Origin of the sequence: Gimesia aquarii (assembly GCF_007748175.1) — a bacterium.
GTDB lineage: Bacteria > Planctomycetota > Planctomycetia > Planctomycetales > Planctomycetaceae > Gimesia > Gimesia aquarii_A.
The window spans coordinates 158,170-173,327 of record NZ_CP037422.1; the positions used below are offsets into that span (position 1 = coordinate 158,170).

A 15,158-nucleotide genomic window follows, 5' to 3' on the forward strand; every position below is an offset into this window, starting at 1 on the left:
AAATCAAGACTCTTGCTTTCTTACCAGTTTCGATACTAAGCCGTGTGCTTTTCCGGTTGCCCCGGGTATTGAGGTTGGTATGATGCAAGGGTCTTTTTTTAATCTTTCCAGAGACTCATTTGCTAATGAATTTGGAAAGTAATGATTTTTGTTTGTTAATTGCTTAAGATGTAAAATGAAGTGCGTAATCAGCCAGGATATCAAAGCCGGCGCAAAATTAATTCGTGATGGTGAGCTTGTTGCATTTGCAACGGAGACGGTTTATGGTCTTGGAGCAAATGCCCTCAATCCAGAAGCAGTGGCTCAGATATTTGAAGTGAAACAAAGGCCTTACTTTGATCCATTAATCGTTCATGTTTCTAATGTCGCTCAGCTTGAAGACATAACCTTAGGTTTGTCAGAGCGTGCTAGAAAATTGGTAGACCGATTTTGGCCTGGACCTTTGACGTTGGTACTTCCTAAGAAGAAACGGATTCCAGATCTTGTCACAGCAGGTTTAGAATCAGTCGCTGTTCGTATTCCTGCCCATCCCATTGCTCGAGAGTTATTGGAAGCAACAAATTTACCTATTGCAGCACCCAGTGCTAATAAGTTTGGTAATCTTAGTCCCACTCAAGCCAAACATGTGGAAGAGCAACTTGGAAGTGAAATTAAACTCATATTAGACGGAGGTCCGTGTTCCGTAGGCGTTGAATCTACAGTAATTCACTGCGCTAGTGAATCGCCTATTTTGCTCAGACCGGGAGGAATTTCTCTTGAAGAGATTGAATCTTGTATAGGGGAGGTGCAAATTGCAAGGATCGAGGATCATGCAGAGACGAACTCTCCTCTCAGTCCCGGCATGCTGCCTAAGCATTATGCCCCAAAGACTCGCTTATTTATTGTGAATAATTCGGATGAGATTCCTAAAACTGGTAGAAATGGATTGTTGAGTTTATACCCAATCGAGGAAACATGCTTGCGCGGGTGTCAATTTTCAGCTAAGGAAATACTTTCTCCAGCAGGTGACTTGAAACTCGCCGCATGCAAATTTTTTACGGCACTAAGAAATCTTGATAAAGCTGGAATTGATAATATTATTGCCTTACGTATGCCAGAAAAAGGATTGGGAAGAACGATCAACAACCGTTTAGAGCGTGCGGCTGTCTCGTGATCAATGAGTCGTTCTTACATGTTCCCGAAACTCTATGATACTTTTCTGAATTGTTGTAAAGAATTGGGCGCGATTAATGGGCTTAGTCGCATAATGATTGCATCCTGCTGCGATGCATTCTTCTTTTGCTCCGTTCGTTGAGTGGGCCGTTAAAGCGATAATCGGATACTCAAAGCCTTTTGATCGAAGTACTTTTGTGGCAGCATACCCATCTAGTTCCGGCATTTGCATATCCATTAATATTACGTCGAAAGGATTGCCTTTCTCTATTGCTTCTAATGCTAAATTGACTGCGATTTGACCATTCTCAGCTAAAGTGACTTTTGCTCCTGATTTCTTAAGTAAAAAGCTAATTAATTTCTGATTATCCAAGCCATCCTCGGCCAATAATATGTTGTAGTTCATCTCGAAGTCAGATGTAGTGCCAGTTTTGCTTAATGCCTTTTTGACTTCGTTTTTGAAAATCTGATCATCAAAAGATTCTTTATCAGAAATCTGTCTCATTTTTATAGTCACAGTAAATGTTGTTCCAATTCCGTATTCACTGTTGATATAAATCTCCCCACCCAAAATATTGGTAAGGCGTTTGCATATAGTTAAGCCTAAACCTGTTCCCCCGTACTTACGAGTAGTAGATGAATCTGCTTGAGCAAATGGTTGAAAAAGTCGAGAAATTTGTTCTTCTGTCATGCCGATTCCAGTGTCTATGACATCAAACTGCAAGCACGGACTTTCAGAATCTTCTTCAATGGTTCTGATAACAAGCTGAACACTTCCTTGTTTAGTAAATTTAATCGCGTTACTCAGCAGATTTATAAGAATTTGACGAAGCCTAATAGGATCACTAAGAATAAATCTTGGGACTTTTCCATCGATTCTTACGAGAAGTTTGAGTCCTTTGTCGATTGCTCGAATTTCCATCAAGGTTTTAACATCTTCAATTAGTTCTATAAGAGAACATTCGATTTCCTCTACTTCAAGTTTATCTGCTTCAACTTTTGAAACGTCTAGAATATCATTGATCAATTCAAGTAGATACTCACCATTCTTTTTAATGGTATCAATATGCCGAATTGTTTCCGGGTCTTCATTTCTTTGTCGCATAATTTCTGCAAAACCCAAGATTGCAGTCATAGGTGTGCGAATCTCATGGCTCATGTTAGCCAGAAAAGCGCTTTTGATGTGGCTGGCTTGTTCAGCCTCCTGGTGAGCAATCACAAGGTCATCTACCATATGGTTAAATGTTTTTGACAACCGTCCGAGTTCATCCTGAGAATCTACCTCTATGCGATGTTCAACGTTACCAGCTGCGATAAGTTCTGCGCTCTCTGAAAGCTCTAGTATCGGAGACACAATTCCACGAGAGATTATCCAAGCTGAAAACAGACCAAAAACAGTACCAATGATGGCTAATAGGCTGATTACTATTTTAGCTGATCGAATTGAAGAATCTGCATCGTGGGTTGCTTGTACTGTTTTGGCATAAATCAGGGGATGTGCTTGATTATGCAGCAACTCATCCATTGAATCCAGATTCTGCTCGAAACTAGCAAGTAGCTGGTCCATTTCTATTGTGATTTTCATAACTTGGTTGCTTGCTTTTTCGAACTCATTACCTATGTCTTTTATCCGTTGTTTCTCAATGTGATTAGACATCGAATTCAGATATTTTCGCTCAAAAAATTTGAATTTTTGTTCTGCATCAAAAATACGAAATAATAAATTGTGATTTTGCTGAACGATATATTCCTCAACTGAGCCAAATGCAATATTGAGATATTTTTCCATATTGTGAGAAGCATCGTCTCTTACAATTTCACCATCAGGCGTATCGTCATTTGTTTCCAGTCTTTCACTTTCAATGAGATTATTGATATGCTTTACTTGCTTCACAAATTGAGCTAAGGCAGCATCTCTTTGGTCGACCAAGTTGGTAATTGAATTCGCCATTTGGTTAAAGTTCGAGTATCTTGTGCCAATTTTTTGGCTCAAAAGTTTTTCTTGTTTCGTTGATGCGAGCTTTTGGTATTGGATATGACTTTTCGTAAAACCATTTCTAGAAATACTCAGTTTACTGAGGTCCTTTGGGTTCCGATCCCGCACATAATCTAGAACAGCTCGCGCGATTTCTCCTGCTTTGATTTCCATCTCAAGAATTGATTCTTCGAGTGGTTCTTCGACATTCACAAGCCGTGAAATATCTTGGTTTATATTTGAGATCTGATAGAAAGTCACTAAGCCACTTACAACTTGTACTAACACCAGTAATCCAAAGGCAATTTTAAGCCGATTTGAGATAGGCCACTTTCTCAATTTTGTTGTGAGGTGTTGAAAAGGTCTTTGCTTTTGAATGGATTGATTGTTCAATTGATTCTGTTTCATGAAATCTGGTGTGTTCAAAAATGAGATGTTTTCACTGAACAGGGGAATCTACTACTGCAAGGATAGGGCATATACCTCCTGCAAACTATATCTTTCAAAAGCATAGTGATTGATGTGGTTGTGGTAATCGTTTAAAGATTATGAGAATGATTTAAGGGATGTGTTGAGGGTAGGGAATGCAGCGATCATAGCAGGCAATAGTTGACTCATTAATAACAACTGAGAATTAACGAAATGTTGTTGATAATATTAAGGTAGAGATAATTCTTAATTTGATATTGAAACTACTGAAAAAGAGAAATTTGAGTTTAGGGGACTAAAAAACGCCAGCACCGTTCAGAGGGGGGTGAACGATACTGGCGATCAACAAAAATCTGGTTTTCTAATTGAAAAACTAGAGCGATCTAGAAGCTACTTTTTCAATTCGGCATGGATGAAATCTAAGTAGAAGATCGTGTAAGTTTCACATCCAACCAGACAGATTCAAAGCTGCTATCTCTTGAGTGGTTAACTTAGTCGTGAATCTGATAAGTTTTGGCTAACACTAAATATGAAATAGCCTTTATCAGGTCATTTTAGAGTATCGTAATGCTCATGAGTATCACACTAGGTGAATCTGAAAATCGACTTTTAAAGCGATTTTCTTAGATTGGCGGGTCATTACAGGATTATCGATTGTGTCGATATTATTCTCTTGAGAAAGGCTCTTTTTAGATCGAGGCGTGTTATGCTCGGATTAAACACTGTGACTTTATTTCTGCTGCAATTTGAGAAAGGGGTAAGATTTTATCAGCTAACCCAGCCCCAGCGACTGCTGCTGGCATACCCCATACAACACTACTTGCCTCGTCTTGCGCAATAATTGTACCGCCTGCACGAGCAATTTCATGGGTACCTTCAATCCCATCTTCACCCATTCCAGTTAACATCACGGCTAAGGTTGTGTTTCCAAAGTGTTCTGCAGCAGATCGAAACAAAGGATTCACCGAAGGTCTACAGAAATGCTCAGGAGGTGCTTGGTTTATTAGAGTTACCTTTTGCCCATTTTGTTCACCGATCAGGAGATGGCTGCCTCCTGGTGCAACGTAAGTTTTATGGGATTCCAGCGGTTCATTATGCTTCGCTTCTACGGTCGTTCGTCCAGTATCTGTTTGGATATGAGACGCCAGCATTTCTGTAAATCCTGGTGGCATATGCTGGACGATCAGAATTGGAATTGGGAAATCAATTGGTATTTGAGGCAATAATTCTGCAAGCGCTTTAGGCCCACCTGTACTTGTACCGATTACTAAAACTTCAGGTTGTTTATAAAACTTTAAGTTTTTGTTATATACATCCTTGTTTTGTGAGTCAGAGTGAGTCAATTGTGATTGATGACTTGAGCGTTTTTTCTTTAGATCACTAGATGAAGAAGGCGTTGTTTTCTTAGACCCGACAGCTTTTATCATCATTACCAGTTCGCGTGAGAGTACACGAATACTCTCAGCAGCACTACTTGTCTGTGGCTTCGCAACACAACCAACGGCACCTAACGAAAGGGCCTTAACAGTGGTTTCTGCTCCTTTACTAGTCAATCCACTGGCCATGATTACTGGTACACCTGGGTAATCTTTTTGGATCTCTTGTAAAGCAGTCAACCCGTCCATAACCGGCATTTCGACGTCAAGAATTACAACATCAACAGGATTGGAACTCATCCAGCTTAACGCGCGCTCACCATTCATAGCAGTGCCTACAACAACAATTTCAGTCTCTTGTTCGAGGGATTTCGAAACCAAACCTCTAATTACAGCTGAATCGTCGACTACTAAGACGCGAATAGGATTGGGACTCATTTTTAAACTTCCCTGTGTGAATTGCATTTATGGATGAATAGATTTTCAATTGTATGTTTAAAATTTGACGAAAAAACCTACAGACTTCTCTATGATTACTATAGTTCAAAAAATACGTCCGTTGCCAAGAGCGATCTTTTTTGAAACGAATTCTATCAGACCATTATCAGGATAATAGACGTATTTGTTATAATTGGCATGTCACGTATTCAACAACTGATAATTAAAAGATACTTACTTAGTGAATCAAGCAGATAAATCCCTCCAAGGAATTTCAAATGTCGGTCCACCCTCAGGTTAGTAGATACCTTGATGAGATTTCAAAAGTAGACATACCTCCATTTGAAACGATCACTCCAGAGTTTATACGGTCCACGCTCACTCCCTCCCCTGAAGCTCACATTCCAGCCAAAAAGATTGAAAATCGAGTGCTCTTGGTCAATGACACAGAAATACCAATCCGAATTTACACACCTGCAAGTATCTCGGAAGTTTCTAATTCCAAAGCTCCTGCTCTTGTTTACTTTCATGGTGGTGGTTGGGTAATGGGAACATTGGACGCTTATGATGGATTGTGCCAGGATCTAGCAGGAACGGGAGATTGTAAGGTTATCTCAGTCGATTATAGAATGGCTCCAGAGAATCCCTATCCACTGCCTTTCAAAGATGCATATTCTGCAACAGAATGGGTTTCAAGTAATGCCAATGATCTAGACATCGATCAAAATAGAATTGCGGTTGGTGGTGATAGTGCTGGAGGGAACCTGGCAGCTGCGGTTGCTCTTAAAGCGAGACAGTCGCAACAGCTCAATTTAGCCTTTCAAATGTTGGTTTATCCTGTCACCAACTATCGGTTTGATACAGAGTCATACCAAAAGTATGGAATCAATTATTTTTTGACTAAACGTGCTATGCAGTGGTTTTGGGAGCAGTATCTTCCTGATGAATCCGCTGGCCGCGAAGTTTACGCTTCTCCATTACGTTGTAAAGACTTAACCGGGTTACCTGATACGATAGTTATTACAGCGGGATACGATCCCCTTTATTCTGAAGCAGTACAATATGTAGAACAAATGCTGCATTTCGGAAACAACGTTGAGCACATTAATTATGAAGATATGATCCATGGTTTCTTTAGACGTTCGGACCTATATGATCGGGCATTTGAAGCGGTTCAGTTAGCTGGTCTTAAATTAAAGCAGGCTTTCTTACAAAAGTAAGCTCAGCAACTGCAACTTGTTATTCTTCTGAAGCAATCTGATTCAAACGCTTTCCAATCAATATTTGTAAAACAAAGCAACTCAAGAGACTTAAATAGAATAAAGGCAAGAAAAAACCCGTTTCGCCAAAAACCTTACCAAAGAGAAGATATGTAATTTGTAAAAATGGTGTCGCACAAGATGCCATCAAAATCATAGTGCCAGCTGCAAATGCAAGAGCCCCCCAACGCACAACGATAGAAAAGTAAGTCAGGAAATGCAGGAATAGAACTAACTGGATTAAAAAGACAATAAATAGAGAGTGATATCCTGAGTCAAAAAGGTTGAATGCGCTGTCTGGTGAAATAAGTACAATGATACAAATCCCAATACAAACTGGCATCAAAGCAAGTAAGTAGCCCCCTATTTTTTCATAAGCAATACGCATTATTGACAGGGGGAGAATCGAGAGCAGCGGGATCATTTTTTGTGTTCTTTCTTCACGAAAGATTCTGGAAAAATAGATAGTGCATTCTACTACAAAGCCAGAAACTAATAATATTAGGGATGTATTCATTAACTCCTTCCATGAATATGAAAAAACAAAAGTAGGACTGGAGTATTGGTCCAAGATCATTCCCCCTCCTACGATCGTCAGAATACCAGACAAGTAAAGGGTCGACTTGAGCTGTAATGCTCTTGTACCCCCAGATAAAAAGTGAAATTCCTTCCAGGAAATAGCCAGCCGTCCCGGTCTCGATTTTCTTCTTTTTCGTTTATACCATTTTATCCCGCTTCGTTTTTCTAAAACCGGTTTCGATTCTGTGCAACGCTCAAAGATTAACCAGGCGATGAAAAAACAACTCAATCCAATCAATAAATTATTGATGACCTGTGTAGTCATCACTGATTCTGAATAACCTGTCGTCAGGATTGTATTGAGACTATCGGTCACCGAAATTTCTTTACAATAATTAACACAAGATACGATGCTCTGATAAAGAGAGTCATTCGTTGTCACATATCCTCGTGATTGAAGGTTTGTCAAGAATTCTGTCATTAGGAGTGGGAAGAAGAAAAAGAGGAAAAATGCAGCTGATACAAGAGCAATCGCTGTTCCAGAACGTTTTGCGTAAACAGAACAAAGTAAGGAAAAATTGGCTACTAGTAAGACATAAGCAACCAGCGCTCCAATTGCAGCATAAATCTGGTGAGGTGTAATTCCTCCCAAAGCAACGGCGATCATCAAGAAGGGGAGTTGACCCATCAGCAACAAGATCACTCTTGAGGCCCTGACGGTTGATTTGCCCAAGAGTAATGCCAGTGTATTAATACCAGCTAATTTCAACAATGGAAGTGTTTCTTCTTCTTTTTCCTCAGTGATGGCCGTTGAAAAAAAACCAATTCCCGTCAGTGTAACCAGCCAGAAGTTAAGCCAAACAATTTTTGTGAAAAAATCGAGTCCTGGAGAACTTGTTCTTGAGCTGGTTAACCAAGAAGAAAATAGAATTAAAAAAACAAGCGCAACACACGCAAAACGAAGAACGTGTGTTTTTTTGAGAAGGATATCCTTTTTTAATGAGAAGCTACAAAAAATCAAAGATCCTCGAAACATATTCAGCGGCTTTCAAAAAAATTAAGGCTCTCAACCGGCTTGGCCTGTCAGTGGAACATCGAGACAATAGAGCACCAGACCCTCTTTTTGAGAAAGATCAGGAGATTCAGGAAATAATTTATCGGGAATTGAGCTGAAAACCAGAAGCTTTCCATGGGTTCTAGTGAGTTGAAAATTAAGTTCTTGCTTTCTTGATGAAAGTTTCAACGCACGTTGCAGTAAAATTGGGGCTAAGTGTTTTATAGAGAGACTATCTTGCAGGTCTTGTGGTTTGACAAAAGAGCTAATTCCTTTTGGAGTGAAACGATACTCATCGTGGAGAGGATTTACACTGAAAACGGAACGCAGTTTTCGGGAAGTACCTCGATATTCTAACTGATCATTTTCTTTTTTTAACTCGTATAACTTTGCACCATACAGGAAATGGATCTGGTCAATCTCCTGGGGAAACTCGTTATCAATTCCCAGTGAAAGCACTTCTATTCCGAGGTCATTCGTCAGAAATGAATTGATTTTTACACCAAAAATGGTTTCTGTAGTTTTCCCTCGATGAAAGAAGGTGCGAGATGAGTTTGTCGGAATGTCAACCTGTATTTTTCCTTCCCTTCCACTGATGGCAATACCATTCACTTTTGAGTATTGTTGACATGTAGAATAGATGTGTGAGTCACCGAGATGGGATATTGTAAAATTCCCCCCCGATGCAATCCCCAGGCTCGACCATTCTGTGATATCGATTTCATTTTCTGGCAATATATTTGCGATGATTAGCGAATGTATTTTGGATGTGCGATTTGCGCTGTATTGTCCAATTATCAAAAAAATGAAACAAAAAATAGCTGTGCTTAATAAGTAGACACCATAAAAAGTGAAGTGGTTATTTGAAATTTTTGTAATCAAATAATAGCCTGGTCCAGTAACAATTAAGTAAATGAACGAGAGCAAAAAAATGAAATACCAAATTTGTTTTGGTTTACTTAAATCATTCAATGTCGCTAAAATTTCTTCGTCATTGGTTGGTGGATTGTGTGAGACCACAGAAAATTCATCATAAGAGAAATTCGAATTTTGCGAAGAGGTAGCTCTCTCTCCTTTCATGAATTGGTTTTCTAAGGAACGATTATTTCTCATAATTAATTGCTTAAGTTCCAGCGATGGTAAGTCATCCAAACGATTCTGATGACGGTAGATAATTCCGTTCCCAAAATGAACAGTTGATGTAGTACTGTTTAAAGGTAAAAAGGAATCAGGAAATGTAAGTGGGTTCCCATTCGAGTTTTGGAAAAGATGTACGGTCCCTCCGGTAAATATCCATTGTATAAACGCTGTTCTGCGAGATTTTTCCCACTTGGGAACATGGTCTAAAATAATTGCGTCTAATGAATCAATTGCCCCTAAAATAGGTGGAAACAGGTCTTCAGGATACTGTTTAATTCCTGGAATGGCTTTGCTTAAACTATTTGGTGTTACTAATTGAACCGTTATAAGTTCTTTCGAAACCTGAGGTGACAAAAAAGACTGAGAATGTTGCTTATTACCACTTTGCCAGCTTAGGTTCCAATGACTGTTAGACTCCATGAGATAGGGATAGAACTGGAGCCATTTTTTTTCAAAAGGCGCGATATAAGTTGAAGTCGAAAGTGTGATATCAATTTGCTGTCCACGAAACGATTCTTGGTGAAAAATGAAGTCACTCTCAAATGGTACCGGGTCAGTATTTTCAACTAAGATCGTAACGGGGTTAATTTTAAAAGCCACTGGACTGCCATTAAATCCCCAGCGGATATCATGAACCTCAATTGCTTCAACAAACTGAGGAAACAAAAATGTGGCCATCAAAAAAAAGATGCTCCACGCTAATCCAAAATTTGCTGGCTTCATCTTCAGGAGGGAAATGTTAATACTCTCCAATCAAGTTGCCATCGTGACGATTGGCAAGATTCCTTAGAATTTCAAAATCAGTTTTTTGTCCAATATATCTTACGGAACCATCTCCCATGCAAAAGTGAGCTCCTTCCGCATGAAAGCTTGAAAATCCACCTACTTGAAGCAAAAGCTGTCGTTGTTTGGGGGTCAGAGGTACTTTCTCTTTTTTGATGTCTAAGTCGTCTGATGGTGAATCAGACATCTCATATTCTTCGTCATACAGTTCTTTTTCGAAAGAAAAACCATCAGCTCTACCAAATGAAGAGCTTTGCTTGAAAATATTTCCATTTGACATGACAGTGTTAATTTTAGTTCCCATATTGCGGAGTGTAGATGAAGTTCCAGAAGTCCAACTCAAAAAACCTCCATCACAGGCTTCTCCGACAAAAATCGTATGTGAACGTCCATCTTTAAGATCTTTTTCACGAATGCTGCTGTTTAAAAATAAGGCTCCGTTATTACCAGTGTCAATTGGTACTTCTGTATCATTGTGGCAGCCGACATAATTGTATGCTTGATTAGAGCTGGATGGGCATATAAAGCCGGAGAGACGATAATTTGCCGTTGTTCGATTGATGGGGGCATAAACGCCAAAACGAAAGTCATAACTGTGAAAAGCGGCTCTTTCATCTAAAAATGGTAGAATCTGAATGACCCAACTTACATGATAGCCTTTTGGATGATTGAGAATAGGTCCTTTTGAATTGACAGATCCCGAAGGAAGGACTAAGTGAGCCATTTGATAATGATTGAGTGCTATACCAATCTGCATCAAGTTGTTTTTGCAATTTGTGCATCGTGCTGCTTCACGAGCCTGCTGAACTGCGGGAAGTAAAAGCGCAATTAAAATTGCAATAATGGTAATAACTACAACTAGCTCAATCAGTACAAATCCGGATCGAATCTGGGAAGCTCTATGCTTAGAAAACATAATATGAAGTTTTTTCATGATTGATCGTTTAATACTCGGAGATTAGTTGTCCATCGTGTCGATTAGCTAGCGCTTGATAAGTTTTGGTATTGATATTCTCACTTAGAAAACGTACTGAGCCATCACCTAGCCCGAAGTGAGCCCCACCAGTGTGGTAACTAGAAAATCCGCCAACTATCAGTGCTTCATTTTCATTGCCGGAAGATTCAGGACTGTTTTCTTCATTCTCAGTGTTTTCTTCAAGATCTTCCGAGTCAAAACGTTGTTCAAAGGAAGTTTGTCCCGCAAAAAAATTAGGGGAATTAGAATTAATAGGTTCACCCGCGTTTCTGAGCGTTGATCGAGTTCCCGAAGCCCAGCCCAGCTCATTTCCTTGTGTAATTTCTCCCACAAAAATTGTTTTTGAGCTTCCGTCTAAAATTTCATCATAGCGAACACTACTATTCAAGAATAAAACACCCTTATTATTGACATCAATTGGTGTTTCTATATCGTTCTGCATTCCAACGTAACAATGCCCACGATTGGGGTTTGAAGGACAGTGTAAAGTCGAAATACGGTAGTCGGCCACTTCTTTATTAATGGGGTCATAAACGCTTTGGTTAAAGTCGAACTTATTAAAAGCAATCTGTTCATCTAGATACGGTAGAATTTGTATAATCCAACTCACATGGTATCCCTTAGCCTCGTTTCGAATCGGGCCTGTTGGATTAACCGTGCCAGAAGGTAAAACGTTATGAGCCATCTCATAATTTTGGAGAGCAACGCCAATCTGCATTAGATTATTTTTACAAGAAGAGCGTCGTGCTGCTTCTCTTGCCTGCTGAACTGCCGGCAGGAGCAAAGCAATTAAGATTGCAATAATGGCGATGACAACTAGCAATTCAATGAGCGTAAATCCACGACGGGATCTCATTTCTGTCGATTGAAAATGGGAATGTAACATAATGATTCTTTCGATGTAATATTGTTATATCAAAAAAAGAATTTAATTCTTAGTTGCGATAATTCTTAACTGAAATGGCCATTCACGTATGATACGGACCCGTTCAGTCGACTTTGCAGGATAACTGGCAGTGGTTCGAATTATGATCGAATTATTTTTTTGAATAGAACGATCAATTTCGATCAGAACTTCTCCGGGAAATTCTCCGCCAATATCTTCAGGTAAAAGCGTCCATATTTCTCCATCATAGTCGGTTTGATTACTAAGTTTTGTGATTGCGCGCTGCGCCGCAGCATCTGCAAGCCAAATAGATTGAAGACGGTATTGTTCTTTTTTTAACTGCTTGATTTCGATTGATGATTGTTTTAGTAGTTCTCCAATAATTGTCAAAGACAGCACGAGACAAATCATGGGGATTAGAACAACTGAACCGCCCCGATTCGTTTTACCTCCTTGTTGCTTTTCCGAAATGTTTGACCTTGAATGATCCGTTATTTGTTTCATCATTTTCTTAAATTCTATTTTATTTTGGAGTGCTTTTTTGAATTGAGAATTTACGGTTTACTTGAGACTCTACTTTGAAGGAGTTACCAGGTTTGTTAAGCGTTTGATTTTCATGTAGTACTTCTGGAAGTATTCTAAAATTCATAGAGACCATTAGGCCTGGGTTTTGTTTTTCAATTTCAAAGTAAAGCGCATCTTCAGAGATTGGATATTCAGTTCGAGTAATGGTTTTATTTGATTGCTTTTTTAAACGCAGAATCCCATTCCCCTGAGTATTTTCTGAATAAAGAATTGAAGTTTCGGGTTTCATCTCGAATTTGAGAATTGTAGATTTTTTATTATTCTCAGGAACAATTTCTACACTTTGAGCGCTTCTTGCATCCTCTCGAAATTGATGAGAGAGTCTTTGCAAGTTGAAAGTCTTTTGAATTCGATTTGTGCCTTCCATTTCTACTCGCATCAGAAATGCTAGAATCGAAGCGCCTAAAGTAAAAATAACGGACATCAGAGCCATGGCCAGCAACATCTCGATTAATGAAACCCCTTTAGGTAACGCACTTGTAATGTTTAATGCGGAATTTGTTCGTACCGTCTCAATCATTCTTAGCTTATTCATTGCTATCTCTCCTACCGTGGAACCAGAGAGAAAGTAGAATCGGATCAACCATTTGGCCATGGGGGTTTTTCCACGAAAGCTGGAGACGCACTTGTCGAATATTCAGGTCAGTTTCTTTTTCAACAAGAGCTATTTTTAATTGAGGTTCTTTTAGATCGACTTGATTAATCAGCCTTGATTTGTATTGATTCAATCTCTCTAGATTAAGACTATTCCAATAATTTTCAGCTGTGATCCTCTCCCCCAGATTCGCTAATGCTGTAGTGGCCAACAATCGCTCGTCAATTGATCTTCTTTGTAGATTAACAACTCTAAATGCGGGAATAGAAATAGCTAGAGTAGCACTTACGAGGATCATTGATATGAAAGCCTCGAAAACCGTAAAACCTTTTCGCTTCTTACTAAAAGAGTCAGATCGAGATTTGATGAGATGGTATTGTTTCATTTTCTATGTAACTTAAATGAGGTCACGTAGTATTTTGATGAGTGGCATAAATATCGCAATAACGAATAAGCCTACAAATATACCCAACAGACTAATTAATACTGGTTTGATTATTTCCGTGAGGTATCGTAATTTTCTTGCTCTACGTTGTTCTATGGTGTCTGCCAAAGTCCTTAATACATAAGGTAGGTTACCCATCTTCTCGGCAGTTGCACATAGCGATGCTTCTGCACTGTTAATTACTTTATTTTGTCTTAGAGCGACCCAAATATTTTCGCCTTGATTAATTTGATTATTAATCAAATGTGTTCGCACTCTTACATCTGACCAGCGATGAAATTCGGAAACTGTCTCCAGTGCTAGTAAGGGATGTGCTTCGACTGAGACTGACTGAGCTATTTGCCTGAGACAATGAGGTGTGTTTAAGCGAGGGAACCATTCAGTGATAAATGGGATTCGAAGATTAAACCATCCATAATAATTTCCAAAATACATTAGGAACAGCATAATAAATGGTAAGGAGCAAAACGGTAAGAGTAAGTAAAAATAGGAAATTACAAAATCACTTGTATCCATTAGAGACAACGTTAGGGAGGGGAGTTCAATTCCAAAGTCCAAAAAGATTTTTTTAAATTTCGGAATAATCCAATACATGATAAAGCCGGTAATCAGGAATTGAATTGAAACGACGATAGATAAATAAAGGATAAGATTTGCGATATTTGATCTATCAGATAGCTGTTTTAAATTTTTCATAGTCTGGACGGCTGCATCACGTAGAGCAATTCCAAGACTGTTACTCTTTTCTCCAATGCGCGCTGCAACGATAGTTGATTGTGGCACTAATCCTGGTGTGGCTGACAGAGCTTCTGTAAGAGAGAAACCTGAATGGAGGAAACTACTTAGTTGTTGAATTTTTTCTCGATATTTACCAGACAATGTCTTGGAATATGTGTCAAGTTCGGTTGCGAGGGGAATATTTTTTTCTACACAAACAGTGAGTAACCAGAGTAATTCAGATTCGTTTGCTTTTTTATTCACAAACGCGATTCTTAAAAGAGATGCAATTATCGTAAAGCCCAAGAATAAAATGGCAAATAGAACGAAAGAGATGACTATTGACAAAGAGGCTGCGATTGCCACGGGGGCAAAAATCAACACGGGAACAAATAAAATGAGAGGAGTTCCCAATGATATCCATCCTAAAGCCTGTATTTTCTGTGTCAGATTTCGTAGAGATTCAGGTAGAACATGTTCGGAACCTTTGTTCAGAGCAGAAGCGGCTCGATAGCAGTTTATTTCCAGAATAATTGGAATTGGGAAAAAAAGAATGACTGGTAGTATCAGAAATAGAGACCCAAGAATGGAATGATGATGAGTGATTACCAGAAAAAGATAACATATCAGAAAAGCTGAACTTATAAAAATCATAATCATAGTAAAAAGGAGCCAGAACGATTTTATCAATGGGTTCACAGCTTGATGACCATAGTCTTTAATCCTGCGCGCAAGGAGAATCGAAGAGATTCCAGCAATAGGGAAATAGACAAAAAATGCCAAACAATAAATGAGTCCAAGTATTTCCACAGATTCGATAACTTTCCTG

12 protein-coding genes are annotated in these 15,158 nt (G+C 39.0%); 2 read left to right on the forward strand and 10 right to left on the reverse strand.

Annotated features, from left to right (window positions below):
- Window positions 1-175: 175 nt before the first annotated feature.
- A complete protein-coding gene (locus tag V202x_RS00680) occupies window positions 176-1,153 on the forward strand; it encodes an L-threonylcarbamoyladenylate synthase (RefSeq protein ID WP_145170268.1) in 978 nt (325 codons plus the stop codon).
- Here the strand turns inward: V202x_RS00680 and V202x_RS00685 are convergent, their stop codons facing one another.
- Both V202x_RS00685 and V202x_RS00690 read right to left on the reverse strand, forming a co-directional pair.
- Window positions 1,154-3,535 carry an ATP-binding protein gene (locus V202x_RS00685; protein WP_145170270.1) on the reverse strand — a complete coding sequence of 794 codons (2,382 nt, stop codon included), beginning with the start codon at window positions 3,533-3,535 and terminating at the stop codon, window positions 1,154-1,156.
- Window positions 3,536-4,260: 725 nt separating this feature from the next.
- Complete coding sequence (locus V202x_RS00690; RefSeq protein WP_145170272.1) at window positions 4,261-5,370, reverse strand: chemotaxis response regulator protein-glutamate methylesterase; 1,110 nt, start codon at window positions 5,368-5,370, stop codon at window positions 4,261-4,263.
- Between the two features lie 278 nt (window positions 5,371-5,648).
- Between V202x_RS00690 and V202x_RS00695 the strand changes: the two genes are divergently transcribed.
- Complete coding sequence (locus V202x_RS00695) at window positions 5,649-6,590, forward strand: alpha/beta hydrolase (RefSeq protein WP_145170274.1); 942 nt, start codon at window positions 5,649-5,651, stop codon at window positions 6,588-6,590.
- 19 nt (window positions 6,591-6,609) lie between these two features.
- On the opposite strand, the gene V202x_RS00700 is transcribed toward V202x_RS00695, so the two are convergent.
- From V202x_RS00700 to V202x_RS00730, 8 genes are all read right to left on the reverse strand, one after another.
- Window positions 6,610-8,184 (reverse strand): hypothetical protein, encoded by a 1,575-nt coding sequence (locus V202x_RS00700; RefSeq protein WP_145170276.1) that lies wholly within the window; start codon window positions 8,182-8,184, stop codon window positions 6,610-6,612.
- A 30-nt stretch (window positions 8,185-8,214) separates the two neighbouring features.
- On the reverse strand, window positions 8,215-10,020 hold the full coding sequence (locus tag V202x_RS00705) for a hypothetical protein (protein ID WP_145170278.1): 1,806 nt from the start codon (window positions 10,018-10,020) through the stop codon (window positions 8,215-8,217).
- 61 nt (window positions 10,021-10,081) lie between these two features.
- Window positions 10,082-11,059: a DUF1559 domain-containing protein gene (locus tag V202x_RS00710; RefSeq protein ID WP_145170280.1), complete on the reverse strand. Its 978-nt coding sequence runs from the start codon at window positions 11,057-11,059 to the stop codon at window positions 10,082-10,084.
- A 10-nt stretch (window positions 11,060-11,069) separates the two neighbouring features.
- Complete coding sequence (locus tag V202x_RS00715; RefSeq protein WP_315851527.1) at window positions 11,070-11,987, reverse strand: DUF1559 domain-containing protein; 918 nt, start codon at window positions 11,985-11,987, stop codon at window positions 11,070-11,072.
- 42 nt (window positions 11,988-12,029) lie between these two features.
- The gene (locus V202x_RS00720) at window positions 12,030-12,494 is read right to left on the reverse strand and encodes a hypothetical protein (protein WP_145170282.1); all 465 of its coding nucleotides are present in this window, start codon (window positions 12,492-12,494) and stop codon (window positions 12,030-12,032) included.
- Between the two features lie 16 nt (window positions 12,495-12,510).
- Window positions 12,511-13,107: a type II secretion system protein J gene (locus V202x_RS00725; RefSeq protein ID WP_197993150.1), complete on the reverse strand. Its 597-nt coding sequence runs from the start codon at window positions 13,105-13,107 to the stop codon at window positions 12,511-12,513.
- Window positions 13,100-13,465: a hypothetical protein gene (locus V202x_RS27305; protein WP_197993151.1), complete on the reverse strand. Its 366-nt coding sequence runs from the start codon at window positions 13,463-13,465 to the stop codon at window positions 13,100-13,102. Before V202x_RS27305 ends, V202x_RS00725 begins: the two co-directional genes overlap by 8 nt.
- Before the next feature lie 99 nt (window positions 13,466-13,564).
- Window positions 13,565-15,139 (reverse strand): type II secretion system F family protein, encoded by a 1,575-nt coding sequence (locus V202x_RS00730; RefSeq protein ID WP_145170286.1) that lies wholly within the window; start codon window positions 15,137-15,139, stop codon window positions 13,565-13,567.
- Between the last annotated feature and the right edge of the window lie 19 nt (window positions 15,140-15,158).

Bases quoted from the DNA above. Each gene is read 5' to 3' on its own strand.
- V202x_RS00680 (WP_145170268.1), top strand. From the start codon at position 176: ATGAAGTGCGTAATCAGCCAGGATATCAAAGCCGGCGCAAAATTAATT.
- V202x_RS00685 (WP_145170270.1), bottom strand. From the start codon at position 3,535: ATGAAACAGAATCAATTGAACAATCAATCCATTCAAAAGCAAAGACCT.
- V202x_RS00690 (WP_145170272.1), bottom strand. From the start codon at position 5,370: ATGAGTCCCAATCCTATTCGCGTCTTAGTAGTCGACGATTCAGCTGTA.
- V202x_RS00695 (WP_145170274.1), top strand. From the start codon at position 5,649: ATGTCGGTCCACCCTCAGGTTAGTAGATACCTTGATGAGATTTCAAAA.
- V202x_RS00700 (WP_145170276.1), bottom strand. From the start codon at position 8,184: ATGTTTCGAGGATCTTTGATTTTTTGTAGCTTCTCATTAAAAAAGGAT.
- V202x_RS00705 (WP_145170278.1), bottom strand. From the start codon at position 10,020: ATGGCCACATTTTTGTTTCCTCAGTTTGTTGAAGCAATTGAGGTTCAT.
- V202x_RS00710 (WP_145170280.1), bottom strand. From the start codon at position 11,059: ATGAAAAAACTTCATATTATGTTTTCTAAGCATAGAGCTTCCCAGATT.
- V202x_RS00715 (WP_315851527.1), bottom strand. From the start codon at position 11,987: ATGTTACATTCCCATTTTCAATCGACAGAAATGAGATCCCGTCGTGGA.
- V202x_RS00720 (WP_145170282.1), bottom strand. From the start codon at position 12,494: ATGATGAAACAAATAACGGATCATTCAAGGTCAAACATTTCGGAAAAG.
- V202x_RS00725 (WP_197993150.1), bottom strand. From the start codon at position 13,107: ATGAATAAGCTAAGAATGATTGAGACGGTACGAACAAATTCCGCATTA.
- V202x_RS27305 (WP_197993151.1), bottom strand. From the start codon at position 13,465: ATGATCCTCGTAAGTGCTACTCTAGCTATTTCTATTCCCGCATTTAGA.